15 protein-coding genes and 1 tRNA gene are annotated in these 18,028 nt (G+C 61.5%); 4 read left to right on the forward strand and 12 right to left on the reverse strand.

The genetic code is table 11. The annotated features are described in order from the left end of the window. Positions 1–57 precede the first annotated feature (57 nt). The 3 genes from ACE04F_RS22815 to dibA form a co-directional block, all read right to left on the reverse strand. A complete protein-coding gene (locus ACE04F_RS22815) occupies positions 58–1,071 on the reverse strand; it encodes a sulfate ABC transporter substrate-binding protein (protein ID WP_486110029.1) in 1,014 nt (337 codons plus the stop codon). Between the two features lie 126 nt (positions 1,072–1,197). Continuing rightward, entirely contained in the window at positions 1,198–1,380 is a 183-nt protein-coding gene (gene oscA, locus ACE04F_RS22820) for a sulfur starvation response protein OscA (protein ID WP_042732574.1), read from the reverse strand. Between the two features lie 132 nt (positions 1,381–1,512). After that, positions 1,513–3,420, reverse strand: coding sequence for a phosphodiesterase DibA (gene dibA, locus ACE04F_RS22825; protein WP_486110030.1), 1,908 nt, complete (start codon positions 3,418–3,420; stop codon positions 1,513–1,515). 145 nt (positions 3,421–3,565) lie between these two features. Between dibA and desA the strand changes: the two genes are divergently transcribed. Both desA and ACE04F_RS22835 read left to right on the forward strand, forming a co-directional pair. Beyond that, a complete protein-coding gene (gene desA / locus ACE04F_RS22830; protein WP_486110031.1) occupies positions 3,566–4,750 on the forward strand; it encodes a delta-9 fatty acid desaturase DesA in 1,185 nt (394 codons plus the stop codon). 298 nt (positions 4,751–5,048) lie between these two features. Then, positions 5,049–6,038: a GGDEF domain-containing protein gene (locus ACE04F_RS22835; protein ID WP_434570491.1), complete on the forward strand. Its 990-nt coding sequence runs from the start codon at positions 5,049–5,051 to the stop codon at positions 6,036–6,038. Positions 6,039–6,163: 125 nt separating this feature from the next. Here ACE04F_RS22835 and ACE04F_RS22840 read toward each other — a convergent pair whose 3' ends face one another. The 3 genes from ACE04F_RS22840 to gabD all read right to left on the reverse strand — a co-directional run bounded on the left by ACE04F_RS22840 (position 6,164) and on the right by gabD (position 10,434). Next, positions 6,164–7,378 carry an HDOD domain-containing protein gene (locus ACE04F_RS22840; RefSeq protein WP_486110032.1) on the reverse strand — a complete coding sequence of 405 codons (1,215 nt, stop codon included), beginning with the start codon at positions 7,376–7,378 and terminating at the stop codon, positions 6,164–6,166. A 164-nt stretch (positions 7,379–7,542) separates the two neighbouring features. Beyond that, on the reverse strand, positions 7,543–8,820 hold the full coding sequence (gabT, locus tag ACE04F_RS22845) for a 4-aminobutyrate--2-oxoglutarate transaminase (protein ID WP_434570495.1): 1,278 nt from the start codon (positions 8,818–8,820) through the stop codon (positions 7,543–7,545). A 171-nt stretch (positions 8,821–8,991) separates the two neighbouring features. After that, positions 8,992–10,434 carry an NADP-dependent succinate-semialdehyde dehydrogenase gene (gene gabD, locus ACE04F_RS22850; RefSeq protein ID WP_434570497.1) on the reverse strand — a complete coding sequence of 481 codons (1,443 nt, stop codon included), beginning with the start codon at positions 10,432–10,434 and terminating at the stop codon, positions 8,992–8,994. Positions 10,435–10,784: 350 nt separating this feature from the next. Between gabD and ACE04F_RS22855 the strand changes: the two genes are divergently transcribed. Further along, positions 10,785–10,861, forward strand: a tRNA-Arg gene (locus ACE04F_RS22855). A gap of 153 nt (positions 10,862–11,014) precedes the next feature. On the opposite strand, the gene ACE04F_RS22860 is transcribed toward ACE04F_RS22855, so the two are convergent. The 6 genes from ACE04F_RS22860 to ACE04F_RS22885 form a co-directional block, all read right to left on the reverse strand. Beyond that, a complete protein-coding gene (locus ACE04F_RS22860) occupies positions 11,015–11,635 on the reverse strand; it encodes a hypothetical protein (protein ID WP_486110033.1) in 621 nt (206 codons plus the stop codon). Beyond that, positions 11,632–12,204 carry an RNA polymerase sigma factor gene (locus ACE04F_RS22865; protein ID WP_486110044.1) on the reverse strand — a complete coding sequence of 191 codons (573 nt, stop codon included), beginning with the start codon at positions 12,202–12,204 and terminating at the stop codon, positions 11,632–11,634. Before ACE04F_RS22865 ends, ACE04F_RS22860 begins: the two co-directional genes overlap by 4 nt. Positions 12,205–12,312: 108 nt before the next feature. Beyond that, on the reverse strand, positions 12,313–13,980 hold the full coding sequence (locus ACE04F_RS22870) for a vWA domain-containing protein (RefSeq protein ID WP_486110034.1): 1,668 nt from the start codon (positions 13,978–13,980) through the stop codon (positions 12,313–12,315). A gap of 102 nt (positions 13,981–14,082) precedes the next feature. Beyond that, the gene (locus ACE04F_RS22875; protein WP_486110035.1) at positions 14,083–15,396 is read right to left on the reverse strand and encodes an MFS transporter; all 1,314 of its coding nucleotides are present in this window, start codon (positions 15,394–15,396) and stop codon (positions 14,083–14,085) included. 38 nt (positions 15,397–15,434) lie between these two features. Continuing rightward, a complete protein-coding gene (locus tag ACE04F_RS22880; protein WP_486110036.1) occupies positions 15,435–15,608 on the reverse strand; it encodes a hypothetical protein in 174 nt (57 codons plus the stop codon). 132 nt (positions 15,609–15,740) lie between these two features. Continuing rightward, positions 15,741–16,301: a YbhB/YbcL family Raf kinase inhibitor-like protein gene (locus ACE04F_RS22885; protein ID WP_486110037.1), complete on the reverse strand. Its 561-nt coding sequence runs from the start codon at positions 16,299–16,301 to the stop codon at positions 15,741–15,743. A gap of 139 nt (positions 16,302–16,440) precedes the next feature. On the opposite strand from ACE04F_RS22885, the gene ACE04F_RS22890 reads away from it, so the two are divergent. Next, the gene (locus ACE04F_RS22890) at positions 16,441–17,973 is read left to right on the forward strand and encodes an FAD-dependent oxidoreductase (RefSeq protein ID WP_486110038.1); all 1,533 of its coding nucleotides are present in this window, start codon (positions 16,441–16,443) and stop codon (positions 17,971–17,973) included. Positions 17,974–18,028: the final 55 nt, after the last annotated feature.

Consider the following 18,028-nt stretch of genomic DNA (forward strand, 5'->3'; position numbering starts at 1 on the left):
CTGTGCAACCGCCTTCGCCCCCCCCCCCCTCCCACATGAATCGCGCTCTATTGCAGCTTACTGCGCCTGATAGATCTGGTCGAACACACCGCCATCATTGAAGAATTTCGGCTGTGCGGTTTTCCAGCCGCCGAAGTCCTTGTCGATGGTCACCAGCTCCAGTTTCGGGAACTGCCGGGCGTACTTGGCGGCCACGTCCTTGTCACGCGGACGATAAAAGTTTTTCGCCGCGATTTCCTGGCCGGCCGGGCTGTACAGGTGCTTGAGGTACGCTTCGGCGATCTCGGCATTACCCTTTTTCTCGGCATTCTTGTCCACCACCGCCACCGGCGGTTCGGCGAGGATCGATAGGGACGGTACGACGATGTCGAACTTGTCCGCGCCGCCGTCCTCTTTCAGGGCCAGGAACGCTTCGTTTTCCCAGGCCAGCAACACGTCTCCCTGACCGTTGTTAACGAACGTGATGGTCGAGCCACGGGCACCGGTGTCGAGGATCGGCACGTGCTTGAACAGCGCCTGCACGTATTCCTTGGCCTTGGCTTCGTCGCCACCGTTGGCTTTCAGGCCGTAGGCCCAGGCGGCGAGGAAATTCCAGCGGGCACCGCCGGAGGTCTTCGGGTTTGGCGTGATGACCGAGACGTCATCCTTGATCAGGTCGCCCCAGTCCTTGATGCCCTTCGGATTGCCCTTGCGCACCAGGAACACAATGGTCGAGGTGTAAGGCGTGCTGGCATCCGGCAGGCGTTTTTGCCAGTCCGCAGGCAGCGACTTGCCCAATTTGGCGATTTCGTCGATGTCGCCGGCCAGGGCCAGGGTCACGACGTCGGCACGCAGGCCGTCAATTACTGCTCGGCCTTGCTTGCCCGAACCACCATGGGACTGCTGGATTTTCACGGTATCGTCCGGATGGGCTTTTTTCCAGAAGCTGGCGAATTCGGCGTTGTATTCCTGATACAGCTCGCGGGTCGGGTCGTAGGACACGTTGAGCAACTCGTAGTCCTTGGCAACCGCGGAACCTGCAAAAACAGCGCTGGCCAGGGCGGCCAAGGCATAACGGCGAATCAACGACATGGTGAAAGCTCCTGGAATTCTGGTTCTTATGGCTTCTGGAAATCGGTTGTCCGGTAACAGCAATCGCAGCCTGCGGCAGCTCCTGCATCAAGCCCCCCGGCAGGGACTGGCGCAGGCTGTGATCCTTCAACCCGGCTTATGACTCGGTTGTTGCAAGCGGAATTTTTCCTTGCGCTCGATCTGGACCACTTGGGCGTTATGCACGGTGATCTCCACCGCGCCAAAGCGCAGGTCACGCAATGCACTCTGGATCTCGCGCAAGATGGTTGCTTCGTCCTGGCCGTCAACGCTACGTAGGGATGCGCTCATGCTGCTGCTCCTTGAATGAATGCCTGGCAGTGGGCGGCACTGCTTGCGGCGTGGGAGCAATATTAGATAAGTGCGGATATTCTTAAAAAGACTATTTAAGAATTTTTATATAACCAAATAGCAATCAGGCTGTCAGGCAATCGTCGGCGCCCGATCCCAATCCAACTGTTGCGCCACAACCGGTCGGCCAAACCAGTAGCCCTGCCCCAGTTCACAAGCCTGCTCAAGCAGGAATGCCGCCTGCTCTCGCTGCTCGATACCTTCAGCGTGCACCTGCATGCCCATGCTGCGGGCCAGGACAATGATTACCCGGACGATCGCCGCGTCGTCTTCATCCCAGGGCAGCCCGGCGACAAAACCCTGGTCGATCTTGAGCTTCTGCACGGGCAGCCGCTTGAGCCGCAGCAGCGACGAATAACCGGTGCCGAAATCATCGATGGCCAGCCGCACGCCCAACTCCCGCAGACGGTGCATTTGTTCCAGCGCCACCTCCGGATCATCCATGACCGCACTTTCGGTCACCTCCAGCTCCAGGAAGGCCGGATCGAGGCCCGTGTCGTGAAGTACGCGGGCGACCTGCTCATACAATTCGCGGCGGGCAAACAAACGGCTGGAGACGTTGACCGCGACGAATGACAAAACCACACCGGCCTGCTGCCAAAGGCACATTTGCCGACAGGCCTGGTCCATCACCCAGGCATCGATCTGGGCGATCAAACCCGTGCGCTCGGCGACGGGAATGAACTCGGCCGGCGAAACCAGCCCGCGCACGGGGTGTTCCCAGCGCACCAGCGCCTCGACGCCGACCAGGCGGCTGGTGGCCAGGTCGTGCACCGGTTGGTAATGAATCCGTAACTCGTGCCGCTGGAGCGCGCGACGCAGTTCGAAGGCGACCTCGACCCTTTGCTGAGCGTGAGCGGTGAGCTCCTCGGTGTATAGGGCGTAGCCATCACGCCCGCAGTTCTTGGCCTTGAACAGTGCAGAGTCGGCGTTGCGCAGCAGTTGTCCGGCGCTGAGAGCGTCACCGGGAAACAGGCTGATGCCAATGCTGGCATTGATAAACAGCGATTGTTCGCCGAGCTGCAAGGGTGTTTTCAAGGCATCGAGGATACGCCGGGCCAAAGCCGCGGCCTGACCCGGCTGCGAGCAGTTTTCCACCAGCACCGCGAATTCGTCACCGCCTAGCCGCGCCAGGGTGATACCGGGCGCAAACAGCCCGAGAAAGCGTTCGGCAACGCCTTTGAGCAGCTCGTCACCGACGTTGTGCCCGAGGCTGTCATTGATATTCTTGAAATGATCCAGGTCCAGCAGCAGCAACGCGCACCCACGCTTGTGCAGTTGCGCCGAAGCCACCGCCTGCTCGGCGCGATCGGAAAACAGCAGGCGATTGGGCAGGCCGGTCAGCGGATCATGATGGGCCAGGTGCGCCAACTCATGCTCCGAGTCCTTGATCGCGCTGATATCGGAAAACACCGCGACGTATTGGCTGACTTCGCCAGTGTCATCGACCACGGCGCGGATGGTCTGCCACTGCGGATAGATCTCACCGCTCTTGCGGCGGTTCCAGATCTCACCACTCCATTCGCCACGGCTGGACAGTGCTGCAAACATTTCCCGATAGAAAACCGGGCCATGCCGGCCGGACTTGAACAGATTCGGTTGCCGGCCTAACACCTCGTCGCTGGCATACCCGGTGATTGCCATGAAGGCCCGGTTCACATGCACGATCAAGCCATGGCGGTCCGTGACCAGGACCCCTTCGCGGGTGCAGTCGAACACCGCAGCCGCCTGGCGTAACCGTTCACGGTCGACATTGCCTTCGGCCTTCTCGAAAAAGCGTGCTATGCGCACCCGTGCGATGAAAATCAATCCGGCACTGAAGAGTACCCAGGCGTAACCGTTGATCAGTTGCCAAAGCAGCCGATCGGCGGAATCATCGAAGAAACTGCTCAATAAATAACCAGCCAGCTGCAACCAGGCGATTGACAACACCAGATAAAGCAGTGCCCCACGCATGGCAGCGCGGTGATAGACGGTCATGCGGTCATCCATGTCCCTGTAATGTGGAGGGATTATAGAGGAAGAAACATTCTGCCACTCTTATCTGAAAGGCCGACTGGTTTTATCGCCGGGGCCAGGGATAATGCAACGGCAGTTTTCATCTTTATCGAGGGCCCTACAGCCTATGTGGTACGAAGGTTTTCTTGGCTTGTCGGCCTGGTCGCTGGTGGCAGTCACCCTGTTGATGACTCACGTGACGATCATCAGCGTAACGGTCTACCTGCACCGGTATTCGGCTCACCGTTCCCTGGAACTCAACGGCGGCCTCAAACATTTCTTCCGTTTCTGGCTGTGGCTGACCACGGCGCAGAATACCCGCGAGTGGACCGCTATCCACCGCAAGCACCACGCCAAATGCGAAACCGAGGACGACCCCCACAGCCCGGTGATCAAAGGCCTGTCCACCGTGCTGCGCAAGGGCGCCGAGCTGTACCGCGCGGAAGCGGAAAACCCGGAAACCTTGCGCATCTACGGCAAGAACTGCCCCGAGGACTGGATCGAGCGCAACCTGTACAGCCGTTTCCCTTTACTGGGCGTGGCGATCATGGGCGTCATCGACCTGCTGCTGTTCGGCACTATCGGCATCACTATCTGGGCCATCCAGATGATGTGGATTCCGGTCTGGGCCGCTGGCGTGGTCAATGGCCTGGGACATGCCGTTGGCTACCGCAATTTCGAATGCCGTGACGCGGCCACCAACCTTGTCCCTTGGGGCATCCTCATTGGTGGCGAAGAACTGCACAACAACCACCACACCTACCCCAACTCGGCCAAGCTGTCGGTGCGCAAATGGGAATTCGACCTGGGCTGGGCCTGGATCAAAGTGTTCAGTTTCCTGCGCCTGGCCAAAGTCCAGCGGGTCGCGCCGATCGCCCACCGGGTCGAAGGCAAGGGCCACCTGGACATGGACACCGCCATGGCTATCCTCAACAACCGTTTCCAGATCATGGCCCAGTACCGCAGGCTGGTCATCGCGCCCCTGGTCAAGCAGGAACTGGAAAAGGTCGATCATTCGGTCCGCCACCAGTTTCATCGGGCCAAGCGTCTGTTGTCGCGTGAAACCAGCCTGCTCGACGAACGCCATCATGTGCGCATCCAGAACATGCTGGAGCACAGCCAGGCGTTGAAAGTGATCTACGAAAAACGCCTGGCCTTGCAGCAGATCTGGGTCAAGACCAGCAGCAACGGCCATGACATGCTCGCGGCCATCAAGGAATGGGTCCACGAAGCCGAGGCCAGCGGCATCCAGTCACTGCGCGACTTCGCCGATCAGCTCAAGACTTATTCCTTGCGGCCGGCCACCGCCTGACCCCTTGTGGCGAGGGAGCTTGCTCCCGCTGGGCCGCAAAGCGGCCCCAGAACCCGCCGAAACCGGACCATCAGGCCCACCGTTCCCGCCGGCTCACGCCTGCTTCGCAGCCGAGCGGGAGCAAGCTCCCTCGCCATAAGTCCATCCCATATGTTCGAACGAAAGCTCCCGCCCTTCGTCGCCTGAAAAGGAACTTCGCCCACAATCCCCTATCTCAAGAGCACTTCGCCATCCTGGCGGGCTTTGGAGTGAGCGCGTGCAAATCCATAGCAATGCACGTCCCTTGAGATTTGTGCCGATGGTCGACAAGAACCTACAGGATTCATCCCAGCCACATTGGCCCGAAGCGGCCCAGACACTCATGGCGCTGATGCACGCCCAAGGCGAAGTGGCGCGTTTAAGCGAACGGGAGCAGTTGTTCAGTTCGTTGCTGGTCAGCGTCAACGCGGTGCTGTGGGCATTCAATTGGGAAACCCGGCAAGTGCTGTATGTCAGCCCCGCCTACGAGCGGATTTTCGGCCGCCCCGCCGGCCTCGTGCTGGCTGACTACAACGAATGGCGTGACGCAATCTACCCGGACGATCTGGATTACGCCGAGCGCAGCCTGGCCGAAGTATTGGTCAAAGGTGCCGTGGAGGATCGGGAATACCGCATCATCGCCGCCGACGGCCAGATCCGCTGGCTCAGCGACAAATGTTTCATCAACCGTCAGGCCGATCCGGGCCAACCGGTGATTGTGGTCGGCATCGCCGAAGACATTACCGAAAAGAAGCTGCTCGAAAGCGAACTGCAGCGACTGGCGACCACCGACGTGCTCACCCAGAGCAGCAACCGCCGTCATTTCTTCGAGTGTGCCCATAGGGAATTCGAGCAGGCAAGGCTGCAAGGCACGCCGATGGCATTCCTGTTGCTGGACATCGATGACTTCAAACTGATCAACGACACTTATGGCCACCAGGAAGGCGATACGGTACTGCAAAAGATCGCCGAGAGCGGGCGGAGCGTGCTCAGGCGCGGTGACCTCTTCGGTCGGATCGGTGGTGAAGAGTTTGCCGCTGTTTTTCCTGGCTGTGCCCCGGACATGGCATTGCAGGTCGCCGAGCGCTTGCAGCGGGAAATCCAGCGCCTGGCGTTTCGCTGCGGGGAGCATAACTTCGGCATCACCGTCAGTCAGGGCCTGACCGGTATCAGCGCCGAAGACCAGACCCTGGACAACCTGTTCGCCCGTGCTGACGCGGCGATGTACGAGGCCAAGCGCCAGGGCAAGAACCGCATTATCGCGGCTTGAGTGTCTCACCATCAATCAACTGTAGGAGCGAGCCTGCTCGCGAATACGGTGTGTCAGTCGACTTATCCGTTACTGACACACTGCTTTCGCGAGCAGGCTCGCTCCCACAGGGCTCAGTGGTGGTTTTACTGGCGGCGCAACCGCATCAACTCCGGCAGCCCGATCTTCAGCAAGCGCGCCGTGCGTCCTCGGGCCAGTTCTTCAAGCCCTTCGTGCGCGGGTAAATGAGCCATCTGCGCCGCCATGTTCATCACCAGCGCCTCGCGGGAATACACCCCGCCACCGAGACCGTAGACCGCCGCGATCAACTCGCGCAGCTCCAGCGGCAAACGCCAGCGGGTACGCAGCGCCGAGCCAAAACCGGCACCGAACTGTTCGAGCGAATCGCCGATTTCCTCCGGCTCGTCCAACTCGCCGCCAGCCTGCTTCCATTCTTCCATGCAGCGCAGCAGCGCCAGGTCGCCCAAGCGATGCAACAGGCCGGCGCAATAACAGCGCTCCTGTTCCAGATCAAGCATGCGCGCCATCGTCCGGGCGTACTCGGCGGTGTGCAGCGACAACTCCCAATAACGTTCGGCATAGTCCGCCAGCCAAGGCACGTTCAACCGGGCACAGCGCTTGAGGGTCAAGCCCAGGATCAGGTTCATGCTTTGCCCGGTGCCCAGTTGATGCAGCGCCTGGGCCACGGTCTGCACCGGACCGCCGCCCTGATGTTGCGCGGCGCTGTTGGCCGCGGCAATCAGCACGGCAGTGATCTGCGGGTCAGTACGGAGCTCTTCTTCCAGCAGTTTCAGATCCAGTCCACCAGGATTGAGACTGCGTTTGATCGCGACCTGCACATCGGTCATCAACGGCGCGCCTTCGGCCATGTCCCGTCGCCGCTCCAGGAACGTCGCCAATGTAAGGCCCGGTCCTGGAATTGGCGCGGCGTTGGATGTGTCCTCGCTATTGAGAAGTAACCCCTGCAGACGCTGGGTCAGGTTTTCCCGGTTCAAGGGCTTGGTCAGATAGGCCGTCGGCGCCAGGGGCAAGACCTCGCGCACGCTGGCGCTGTCGTTGCGCCGGCTCACCAGGATGAACGGCAACACGGGCATGCGGTGCTGTTGGCGCAAGCTGCGCAAGATACTCAGGCCATCGACACCCGGCAATTCCCAATCAGCGATCACCAGGTCGTAAGAATTATGCGCCAGCAGCTCCAAGGCCTGCCGTCCCTCGCCACAAGTGTCTATCCGCGCATCGCAACGCACTCCGGACAGCACCTGTTCAAGCAGCTCCCTGGACGCCGGATCGGCCTCGGCAATCAACACACGCGGTACAGCGGGTAAAACCACAGCAGTCATGCCGCATCGCTCCCTTGCAATACATGCACCTTAGACAATAACGGCCATTCCAGACAGGTCGAAACCACCGCGGACCTGTAGCCGAACATGAAAAAACCCGCCGAAGCGGGTTTTTTGTGGATCAGCGCACAGCTCAGAGCTGGTGAATATCGGAGCTCGTAATATCAGAGCTCGGAGAAACACTCTTCGATGATTGCCAGGCCTTTGTCCAGTTGCTCATCCGGCGAAGTCAGCGGCACCAGCACCCGCAAGACGTTGCCATAGGTGCCGCAGGACAACAGGATCAGCCCCTTGTCGCGCGCCTTGGCCACCACTTGCGCAACGGCGGCAGCGTTCGGCTTGTGGGTGTCGCCATCTTCGAACAGCTCCACAGCGATCATCGCGCCCAGGGCACGGACTTCACCAATGACCGGGTATTTCTTCTGGATAGCCTTGAGGCCAGTCACCAGGCGCTCGCCCACGGCCTTGCAGCGATCCAGCAGGTGTTCTTCTTCGAACACGTCCATCACCGCCAGCGCAGCGGCGCAGGCAATCGGGCTGCCAGCGTAGGTGCCGCCGAGGCCGCCCGGTGCGATGGCATCCATGTATTCGGCCTTGCCGCACACTCCGGCCAGCGGGAAACCGCCAGCAATGGATTTGGCGAAGGTGGTCAGGTCGGCGGCGACGCCCATCTGCTCCATGGCGAAGAACGTACCGGTACGCCCGGCGCCGGTCTGCACTTCGTCGGCAATCAGCAGGATGCCGTGCTGGTCGCACAGGGCGCGCAGGCGCTGCATGAAGGCTTTCGGTGCCACGTAGAAACCACCCTCGCCCTGGACCGGCTCGATGATGATGGCGGCGATGTCGCGTGGCTCGGCGTCGTTCTTGAAGATGCGCTCGATGCTGGCGATGGAGTCGTCGACGCTCACGCCATGCAGCTCGTTCGGGTACAGCGCACGGAAAATGCCCCCAGGCATCAGGCCCATGCCGGCCGAGTACGGCACGACCTTACCGGTCAGGCCCAGAGTCATCATGGTACGACCGTGGTACGCACCAGTGAACGCGATCACACCGGCACGGCCAGTGGCGGCGCGGGCGATCTTCACGGCATTTTCCACCGCTTCGGAACCGGTGGTCACCAGCAGGGTTTTCTTGGCGAAATCACCCGGTACCTTGGCGTTGATTTTTTCGCACAGCTCCACGTACGGCTCGTAGGCCAGGACCTGAAAGCAGGTGTGAGTCAGCTTGTTCAGCTGTTCGGTGACGGCAGCGATGATCTTCGGGTGCACGTGGCCAGTGTTCAGTACGGCGATACCACCGGCGAAGTCGATGAATTCACGACCTTCAACGTCGGTAACCGTGGCGTTCTTCGCCGATTCGGCAAAAATCGGGTGAATCTGGCCGACACCGCGGGGAACAGCGGCGGTACGGCGGGCCATCAAGTCAGCGTTAGTCTTGCTCATTACAGTCCTCATTCGCCGCTCATCGGTCGGCGTGGCTCAAGGAATACATGGCGGGGAGGCAACTGCGACAGCATGCGATGATCGACTGCCGCAGCGTTCCGGCCACAAGAAACAGAACGGGTGAAACGCGCAAAGGGACAGCGCTCTCGTGCCCTTTGCGCTTGCCGCGGATCAGATACCCAGGCAGAGGTATTTGATTTCCAGGTAATCCTCGATGCCGTACTTGGAGCCTTCACGGCCCAGGCCCGAAGCCTTGATGCCGCCGAACGGCGCAACTTCGTTGGAGATCAAACCGGTGTTGACGCCAACCATACCGTATTCGAGGGCTTCGGCCACCCGGAACACACGGCCCAGGTCGCGGGCATAGAAGTACGAAGCCAGGCCGAACTCGGTGTCGTTGGACATCGCGATCACTTCGGCTTCGTCTTTGAAGCGGAACAGCGGCGCCAGCGGGCCGAAGGTTTCTTCCTTCGCCACGGCGGCATTCTTCGGCACGTTGGTCAGGATGGTCGGCTCGAAGAAATTGCCTTCCATCGGCTTGCCGCCCGACAGCACGGTCGCACCCTTGCTGACCGCATCGGCGATATGTTCCTGTACCTTGGCAACCGCTTTTTCGTCGATCAACGGGCCGGTAGTGATGCCGTCTTCCAGACCGTTGCCGATCTTGAGCTTGGCTACCGCGGCCTTGAGTTTCTCGGCGAAGGCGTCGTACACCGAATCCTGGACGTACAGGCGGTTGGCGCAGACGCAGGTCTGCCCGTTGTTGCGGTACTTGGAAATGATCGCGCCTTCGACGGCCTTATCCAGGTCCGCGTCGTCGAACACGATGAAGGGCGCGTTGCCGCCCAGTTCCAGGGAAACCTTCTTGATGTCCTTGGCGCATTCGGCCATCAACTGGCGACCGATCTCGGTCGAACCGGTGAAGGACAGCTTGCGCACGATCGGGTTGCTGGTCAGCTCGCCACCGATGTCGCCGGCACTGCCGGTGACTACGCTCAACACGCCTTGCGGGATGCCGGCACGGTGCGCCAGCTCAACCAGGGCCAAGGCCGAGAACGGCGTCTGCGAAGCCGGCTTGATGACCATGGTGCAACCGGCAGCCAAGGCCGGGCCGGCCTTGCGGGTGATCATCGCGGCGGGGAAGTTCCACGGCGTGATGGCGGCGGTCACACCGATCGGTTGCTTGATCACGATCAGGCGCTTGTCCGGCTGGTGGCCGGGAATCACATCACCGTAGATGCGCTTGGCTTCTTCGGCGAACCATTCGATAAAGGAGGCGGCGTAGACGATTTCGCCCTTGGCTTCGGCCAGCGGCTTGCCCTGCTCCAGGGTCATCAGGCGACCGAGGTCGTCCTGGTTTTCGATCAGCAATTCATACCAGCGACGCAGCTTGTTGGCGCGTTCCTTGGCGGTCAACGCACGCCAGGCCGGCAGCGCCTTGTCGGCGGCTTCGATCGCGCGACGGGTTTCGGCAGCGCCCATCTTTGGCACTGTGCCCAATACTTCGCCCGTCGCCGGGTTGGTGACCTTGATCGTCTGACCATTGTCCGCATCGACCCAAGCGCCATCGATAAAGGCTTGCTGGCGGAACAACTGGGTGTCTTTAAGCTGCATGTCGGCTTTCCTTAACAGCACCGCGCGCACGCGGAGCGAATTAGAGTTGTAGAAAGGCGCCTCATGGGCTGCCGTCAGGGAAATCATCCACCGGGCTGAAGCACAGAAATAACGCACATAAGCACAGACGTGCGGTTCAGCACCCAGACAAGAGCGTTTGAAATCTCAAACGAATCCTAGGGCCGATGGGGTTGGAGGACAATAGGCTGTTCGAAAAAAAGAACGAAAAAGCCGTATTTGCCTGTTTTTTCTGATCAGCGTAGCCAACAGCCGCCGAGCGAGGCGAAAACAAACGGCAAATCAGCAGCATGGACGCCCGCCATGCTTATGAGTATCATGGCGCCCGCATTGCACCAGTAGCTCAGCTGGATAGAGTACTGCCCTCCGAAGGCAGGGGTCGTGGGTTCGAATCCCGCCTGGTGCACCAGACATGAAAAATCAAAAGCCCCAGTCCTTACGGATTGGGGCTTTTTTTGTGGCGCTGTCCTCAACCGACTCAGACAAATAACGCCTGGACCGGGTTGGTTTGGGGCTGCTGTGCAGCCCAGCGGGAGCAAGCTCCCTCGCCACCGGCACTCGGTCATCGCTTGCGCAATATTTCCAACCGCGCCGGCAAGTCTTCTCTGGGAAAACGCTTGTGCAACGCCAGCAGCTTCTCATCAGCCGCCTTGCTGTCACCCGCCTCGCGCAATCGCAAGACTTCCTGCAGCTCCTGCTCAAGTGTTGGCACTGCGGCGGGCGCGGCTTTGCTCATTTTCGCCGCGGGCTTATCCGCCAACGCTTGTATCGGGCTGGCCGGCGCTCGGGCCAGTTCGCCCTGGGGCGCCATGCGAGTGATCGGTGCGGGGGCGGGCATGGTCGGTGGCGGGGCAGCGGCAACCGAAGGATGTTGCCGATCGGCGGAAAACCCCATCGAGGCGGCGGGTGAGGACAGTTGCTCTTCGGAGGTCGGAGTACGCAGCACCAGGCCGATCATCAGCGCCACACCGGCAACGGTGGCGAATGCCATTTGCCAACGGGGTCGCTGACAAGCCTGCAACCAGCGCTGCCACAAGCTCGGCGCAGGCGTCGAGGCTTCCCGGCGCGCGGTGGCCAGGATAAAGGCGTCCATGGAAGGTGACGGCTCGCCGCTGGCGTGTTGGCGGAAGTGTTCGACCAGCGTTTCGTCGATGGCATCCTGCGTCTGTTTGGGGTCGATCATGCGGGTACCTCCTCGGCCAACAGGCGATGCAGTTTCTGTTGGGCGTAACGCAAGCGGCTCTTGACCGTTTCCAGCGGGGCGCCGGTCAAGGCGGCGATCTGTGGCAGTTCAAGGTCGCCGTGCAGGCGCAGCAGGAAGACTTCCCGCTGATCCTCGGGCAAGGCCTGCAATGCGGCGTCCAGACGAGCCTGGTCGCGACTCAGGCTCAACTGTTGCTCAGGGTTGCCGGTGTCGTCGGGCTGGACATGAAGCTGCTCGTCGTAACTGTCGTGCAGCGGGTTGTGGACGCCGTGCTTGCGCCAGTGGTCGATCAAGCGGTTACGGGCAATCTGGAACAACCATGTACGGAAACTCGCCCGGCCTTGTGGCTGGCTGGTGCTGCGGATCAGGCTGAGCCAGGTGTCCTGGAAAATTTCCTCGGCCAGTTCGGCCTTGTTGCTCAAGGACACGAGAAAACGATAAAGCCCTTGCCGATGGCGGGCGTACAGGGCTTCGAAACAAGCCCCGTCGCCTTCGCGATAGCGGGCCAGCAGCGATTCGTCGCTGGGAGAATCAAGCGCAGCGGGCATTTCGATGACGAACTCCTTTGTCATTGCAACACAGTCCTGGCGACGACATGGGAACCCTGTGGGAGCGAGCAAGCTCGCTCCCGCATTTGATCCTCATTGTGGCCGGGGTCAGCGTTTGGCCGCAGGTTCGAGGCTCTGGGCCAGCTCCACCAGCTGCACGAACTCGGCACGCAGCCCGAACGGATCGTCACCGCGCGCCGAGCGCGCCAACTGAGCGGTATCCTTCAAGGTCATCTGCCCAGTGTAGCGTCCATCGCCCTTGAGCTGTTGGGCGAAGGCCGCCACGGCGGCGGAGAAGCGCAGGTCATCGCTGGGCTTGTCATTGCGCAGTGAGACGGCAATAGGATGTTCGATCAACCGACTGCTACCGCCTTCGGCCGGCTTGTAGCGTACGCGCAACATCGCCAGTTCGCCGGACTTGCCGTCCGACTTGGGCGCGCTCCCATAACGCAGCGGCTCCAACCAGCCCTTCTCTCCTTTCGGGACAATTTCATACAGCGCGGTCACTGTATGCCCAGCGCCGATCTCGCCTGCGTCGACCTTGTCGTTGCTGAAATCCTCACGTTTCAACGCCCGGTTCTCATAACCCAGCAGTCGATATTCGCTGACCTGGGCGGGGTTGAACTCCACCTGCAACTTCACGTCTCGCGCTACCACCGCCAGGGTGGAGCTGAGCTGGTCCACCAGGACCTTGCGCGCTTCGAGCAGGTTGTCGATGTACGCGTAGTTACCGTCACCGGCGTCAGCCAGTTGCTCCATCAGGTGTTCGTTGTAGTTATCCACACCGAAGCCCAGTGTCGTCAGGGAGACGCCGCTTTTGCGCTGATCCACGGCCATCTGCTTGAGGCTGTCGAAATCACTGATGCCGACGTTGAAGTCACCATCGGTGGCCAGCAGGATGCGGTTGATGCCTTTGTCGATAAAACTTTCCCGAGCCATCTGGTAGGCCAGTTCGATGCCCGAGGCACCGGCGGTCGATCCACCGGCGTTCAGTTGATCGATGGCGTTGCGGATCTTCACCTTGTCGCTACCCGAGGTGGGCTTGAGCACCACCCGCGACTCACCGGCATAGACCACCAGGGACACCCGGTCCTGATCGCGCAATTGGTCCACCAGCAATTTCAGCGTGCTCTTGACCAGCGGCAAGCCTTCGCGACGGTTCATGGAGCCGGACACATCCACCAGAAACACCAGGTTGGCCGGGGCCAGGTCTGAGACGGCGCGGTCAGACGCCCTGATGCCAACGCGTAACAAACGGGTGTGAGGGTTCCAGGGTGATGGAGCGATTTCGGTGGTCACGCCAAAGGGCGAACCATCGGTGGGCAACGCGTAGTGGTAAGGAAAGTAGTTGACCATTTCCTCCAACCGCACAGCGCCCTCGGGCGGCAGGCTGCCCTGGTTGAGGAAACGTCTTACGTTGGCATAGCTGCCGGTATCGACATCCACGCTGAAGGTCGAGACCGGCGTCTCGGCGACGCTGTGGACAGGATTTTCCGGTAGCTTCTCGTACTGTTCGCGCGGCTCGCTGCGGTAATCATTGGCGACAACATCACCCATCGGCGCAACCATCGATGCCGGGGCAGTCATGCGCTTGGCCACAGGCTGGCGCACGTAGGCGATCTCCCCTTGCGGCGCGACGATGGGCGCCGCCGCCACCGGTTCCGCCGACTTGGCAGCCTCACGGGACGAAGACATCCCACAACCGGCCAAAGCCACCAACAGGGTGACGGCAAAGCCCTGGGTGGCAGGACGTATATACGAAAGCGGACGGGACATGGGCTGAACCTCGTGAGTGGATGATCCGTTCACAAGGTCAGACGCAAGAGATCAATGGTTCGGGTTAACGATCAGAAAATTTTCCTTCTGTGCAGCGCAAGATCAGGATTCACAGGCCAACGAGGGTCGCAGGATCTTTGCGTGTCTTCCCGGAAAATAAGCCGCCGCTCCTACTCCCACCGCTCCCATCACCACGCAGTACACCACGCACACCCAAGGGCTCCACGGCACCAGCGCGATCAAAACCAACGGCGTCATGCTGGCCCATAGCGCATAGGCAATGTTGTAGGTGAAGGAAATGCCCGACACGCGAATCTTTGGCGGGAACAAGCTGACCATCACCGAAGGCACCGCACCGACCACGCCGCAACCCAGGCCGGCCACGGCGTAGGCCAGGCCCAGCCAGTCGCTGCCGCTGATCAGGCTGGCGTAGAGCACGGCGATGCCCAGCGGCAACAGCAGGCTGTAGAGCATGACGGTGCGCCAGGCGCCGATGCGGTCGACGATGAGGCCGGCCAGGACGCAGCCGATGTTCAGGAAAACGATGCCGAGGCTGCTCAGGGCAAACGTGTGGCTGGGGCTCAGGCCGAAGCTTTTCTGCATCACTGTGGGGGTGATGACTACAAAGACCACCACGGCGGAAGTCAGTACGCAGGTCAGAATGGCGGCGGGTAGCAAGGCATGCCGATGGTCACGCAGCACCGTGCGCAGCGGCAGTTCGGCCGCGCCTTCGCGATTGGCTTGCAGGGCCATGAAGATCGGCGTTTCGCTCAGCCAGCGCCGCAGCCAGACGCCGATCACGCCAAATACCCCACCCAGCAGAAACGGCAAGCGCCACGCGTAGTCGAGGATTTCGGTCGGGGTGAAGATCCGCGCCAGTGCCGTGGCGGTCAACGCGCCGAGCAAGTAGCCGAAGGTGAGGCCCGCCTGGAGAAAACCCAAGGCATAGCCGCGATGCCGCAGTGGCGCGTGTTCGGCAACGAACACCCAGGCGCTCGGCACCTCCCCGCCCACCGCCGCGCCTTGCAGGATGCGCAGCGCCAACAACAGCAACGGGGCGAAATAGCCGATTTGCGCGTAGGTCGGCATCACGCCGATGAGCAGACACGGCAACGCCATCATCAGGATGCTCAGGCTGAACACCCGTTTGCGCCCCAGCCGGTCGGCAAAGTGCGCCATGAGTATCCCGCCCAGGGGACGCGCCAGATAGCCGGTGGCAAAAATCCCGAAGCTCTGCAGCAAGCGCAGCCACTCGGGCATTTCCGGCGGAAAGAACAGTTGGCTGAGGGTCAGGGCGAAAAAAACGAAAATGATGAAGTCGTAGATTTCCAGCGCGCCGCCGAGGGCGGCGAGGCCCAGGGTCTTGTAGTCGGAGCGGCTGAACCGCGCGCCTGGCAAATGATGGGTGGCAGTCATAGGCATGTTTTGAGAAATGGTTGGAAGACGGCGTCGGATCAGGCAGCGGGACCTTTGCCCACGGGCTGCGTCGGCGGTTGGCCTGGCTCGGCGTCTACGGCCTCGTCAGCAGGCAGAAAATCCTTGCGGCTCTGGGCGATGGCCCGGCGTATTTCGTCGCCCTTGGTGGGGCAGTTCTTGAGGCGGGCGATGCCGTCGGTTTTCTGCGTCATCGCCATCCTCCGGTATGAGTGAACAGGCGCCGATAGTGCTCGTTTTTGCCGCGCGATGCCAACTTACGTGACGATTGGGGCTGCCGCGCAGCCCAGCGGGAGCTAGCTCCCTCGCCACGGCCCGGCAGCCGGTCAGCGGTGGTAGCGGCGTACCACGCTGCTGTTGCGCAGTACGTGGCCTTTGAGTTTTTCCATCAACTGGGCGCGTGTGAGGCCGGCGGGCAATACGTCGGGTGGCAGGTCCAGGGCAAATATCTGGATCAGGTAGTGATGAGCGCTGTCGCCAACGGGTGGGCACGGACCGATGTAGCCGTGAGTGTTCTTGCTGTTGATGCCGCTCATGCCTTCCAGGGTGGATTTGGTGCCCGCGCCCGCCGGGATCTGTCGGGTGCTGGCCTTGATCCCGTAATGGACCCAGTGATCGACGCCCTGCCCGCGCTGGCCGTCGGGATCGAGCATGACAATGGCATAACTGAGGGTGCCAGGCGGGCCGGCGTTCCAGCTCAGCGCCGGAGAAATATTCTTGCCGCCACAGGTGTTCGCGTCGCTCGCGGCGGCGGCAGTGAAGAGGCGGTCGTCCGACACCCCGGGAATGCTCAGGGTAAAACGCTCTTCGGCCTGGACAACCCCTTGCGCGCACAGCACGAGGGTGACGGCCGCGAGCCAGGAGGAAAGGGAGGTCAATCGAGTCATACCGGGCACCTTAATTCGATTCAGGCCATGGACGGCCTGCGAACTATAGCCGCAGCGCCGGCCCGGTTGCAGTGACAATTATGCTGAACCTCGTTGCACTCCCCTGACTCGAACAGGAAACGCCTGTCGGAGAACGACCATGCCCATGCATCAAGTCGCCCGCCTCGCTGACGTGCGAGAGGACCGTGGCCTCGAAGTGACCCTCAACAAAACGCCCATCCTGCTGCTGCGGGCTGGCGGACAAGTCCGGGCCTTCCAAGGCAAATGCCCGCATGCAGGAGCGCCGCTGGCCGAGGGCGCGGTATGCCACGGCAGGCTGATTTGCCCGTGGCACAAAGCCGCGTTCCGTGCCGAAGACGGCGCCCTGTGCGAGCCGCCGGCCCTCGACAGCCTGCTGCGTTATCACGTCGAGCTGCGGGGCGATGAGGTATGGGTCGATGAGCAACCACTGCCAGCCGAAAAAATTGCTCCCGCCGATGACCCGCGCACCTTTGTCATCGTCGGCGCCGGAGCGGCCGGCACGGCTTGCGCGGCGGCGCTGCGCGAGAAGGGTTTCGGTGGCCGGATCCAGATGATCGACCGCGAAGCCGAGGCCGGTTATGACCGCACCGTATTGAGCAAATACGTGTTGGCCGGCGACATGGCCGCGGAAAAGACGCCGCCCTTGCGCGATGAAACCTACTTCACCCGGCAACGCATCGAAAGGCGCAACGGCGAAGTGGCCGGGCTCGACATCAGCGCGCGCCAGATTCATCTCGCCGACGGTCAACGCCTGGACTATGACGCACTGCTCATCGCCACCGGTGGAGTACCCAGGACGCCAGACATGCCGGGCCTCGACTTGCCCAATGTGTTCACTTTGCGCTCTTTGGCCGATACCCGGCAGATCCTCGACCGCGCCCAGCCGGGGCAGCGAGCGTTGATCATCGGCGACAGCTTCATCGCCATGGAAGTCGCCTCGTCCCTGCGCAAACGTGAACTGAGTGTGACCGTCCTGGCCCGCCACCCGGTCCCGTTCGCCGCGCAGTTTGGCGACAGCATCGGCAAGGCGATCCTGGCCCGACACCGGGCCAATGGCGTGGTGTATCACAGCGAGGGCGAAGCGGCGCGGATCGAAGGTGCGGAAAAAGTCGAAGCCGTGGTGCTGGATAACGGTCAGCGTTTCGCGGCGGACCTGGTCATCATCGGTGTCGGCGTGCGCCCGGCGACCGAGCCGTTCGCCGATCTGCCACGGGAAAAAGATCAGTCATTGATCGCTGACGACGGCATGCGCGTGGCCGATGGCGTCTGGGCCGTTGGCGATATCGCCACCTTTCCCCTCAACGGCCAACCCCGGCGCATCGAACATTGGCGCCTGGCCCAGCAACAGGCACGCATCGCCGCGACGAACATGCTCGGCGGCGAGGAACACTACCTGGATGTGCCGTTCTTCTGGACGTACCACTTCGGCAAACGCTACGACTACCTCGGTCATGCCGAGGAATGGGACGAGGTGCAATTCAAGGGCACGCCTGAGCATCCCCCGTTCATCGCTCTGCTCGGCAAGGACGGTCTCGTTGCCGCCGTCGTGGCCTGTGATGAAGGCCGGGCCATGGCGGCGCTGGCCCAGCGCATGAAACAACCGCTGCCGGTGGATGAGGCCTGGCGGCTGGTCCGGGATTTTTCGGTGTAGCTTGTGGTAAGGACAATATAAAACCTGTGGGAGCGAGCCTGCTCGCGATGGCGTC

Source organism: Pseudomonas sp. AGC41 (genome assembly GCF_057334555.1).

Coding starts and splice junctions, on each gene's coding strand:
- dibA (WP_486110030.1), bottom strand. CDS start 3,420: ATGACCGTCTATCACCGCGCTGCCATGCGTGGGGCACTGCTTTATCTG.
- ACE04F_RS22840 (WP_486110032.1), bottom strand. CDS start 7,378: ATGACTGCTGTGGTTTTACCCGCTGTACCGCGTGTGTTGATTGCCGAG.
- ACE04F_RS22815 (WP_486110029.1), bottom strand. CDS start 1,071: ATGTCGTTGATTCGCCGTTATGCCTTGGCCGCCCTGGCCAGCGCTGTT.
- ACE04F_RS22875 (WP_486110035.1), bottom strand. CDS start 15,396: ATGACTGCCACCCATCATTTGCCAGGCGCGCGGTTCAGCCGCTCCGAC.
- ACE04F_RS22890 (WP_486110038.1), top strand. CDS start 16,441: ATGCCCATGCATCAAGTCGCCCGCCTCGCTGACGTGCGAGAGGACCGT.
- gabD (WP_434570497.1), bottom strand. CDS start 10,434: ATGCAGCTTAAAGACACCCAGTTGTTCCGCCAGCAAGCCTTTATCGAT.
- ACE04F_RS22835 (WP_434570491.1), top strand. CDS start 5,049: ATGGTCGACAAGAACCTACAGGATTCATCCCAGCCACATTGGCCCGAA.
- desA (WP_486110031.1), top strand. CDS start 3,566: ATGTGGTACGAAGGTTTTCTTGGCTTGTCGGCCTGGTCGCTGGTGGCA.
- gabT (WP_434570495.1), bottom strand. CDS start 8,820: ATGAGCAAGACTAACGCTGACTTGATGGCCCGCCGTACCGCCGCTGTT.
- ACE04F_RS22885 (WP_486110037.1), bottom strand. CDS start 16,301: ATGACTCGATTGACCTCCCTTTCCTCCTGGCTCGCGGCCGTCACCCTC.
- ACE04F_RS22880 (WP_486110036.1), bottom strand. CDS start 15,608: ATGACGCAGAAAACCGACGGCATCGCCCGCCTCAAGAACTGCCCCACC.
- ACE04F_RS22860 (WP_486110033.1), bottom strand. CDS start 11,635: ATGATCGACCCCAAACAGACGCAGGATGCCATCGACGAAACGCTGGTC.
- oscA (WP_042732574.1), bottom strand. CDS start 1,380: ATGAGCGCATCCCTACGTAGCGTTGACGGCCAGGACGAAGCAACCATC.
- ACE04F_RS22870 (WP_486110034.1), bottom strand. CDS start 13,980: ATGTCCCGTCCGCTTTCGTATATACGTCCTGCCACCCAGGGCTTTGCC.
- ACE04F_RS22865 (WP_486110044.1), bottom strand. CDS start 12,204: ATGCCCGCTGCGCTTGATTCTCCCAGCGACGAATCGCTGCTGGCCCGC.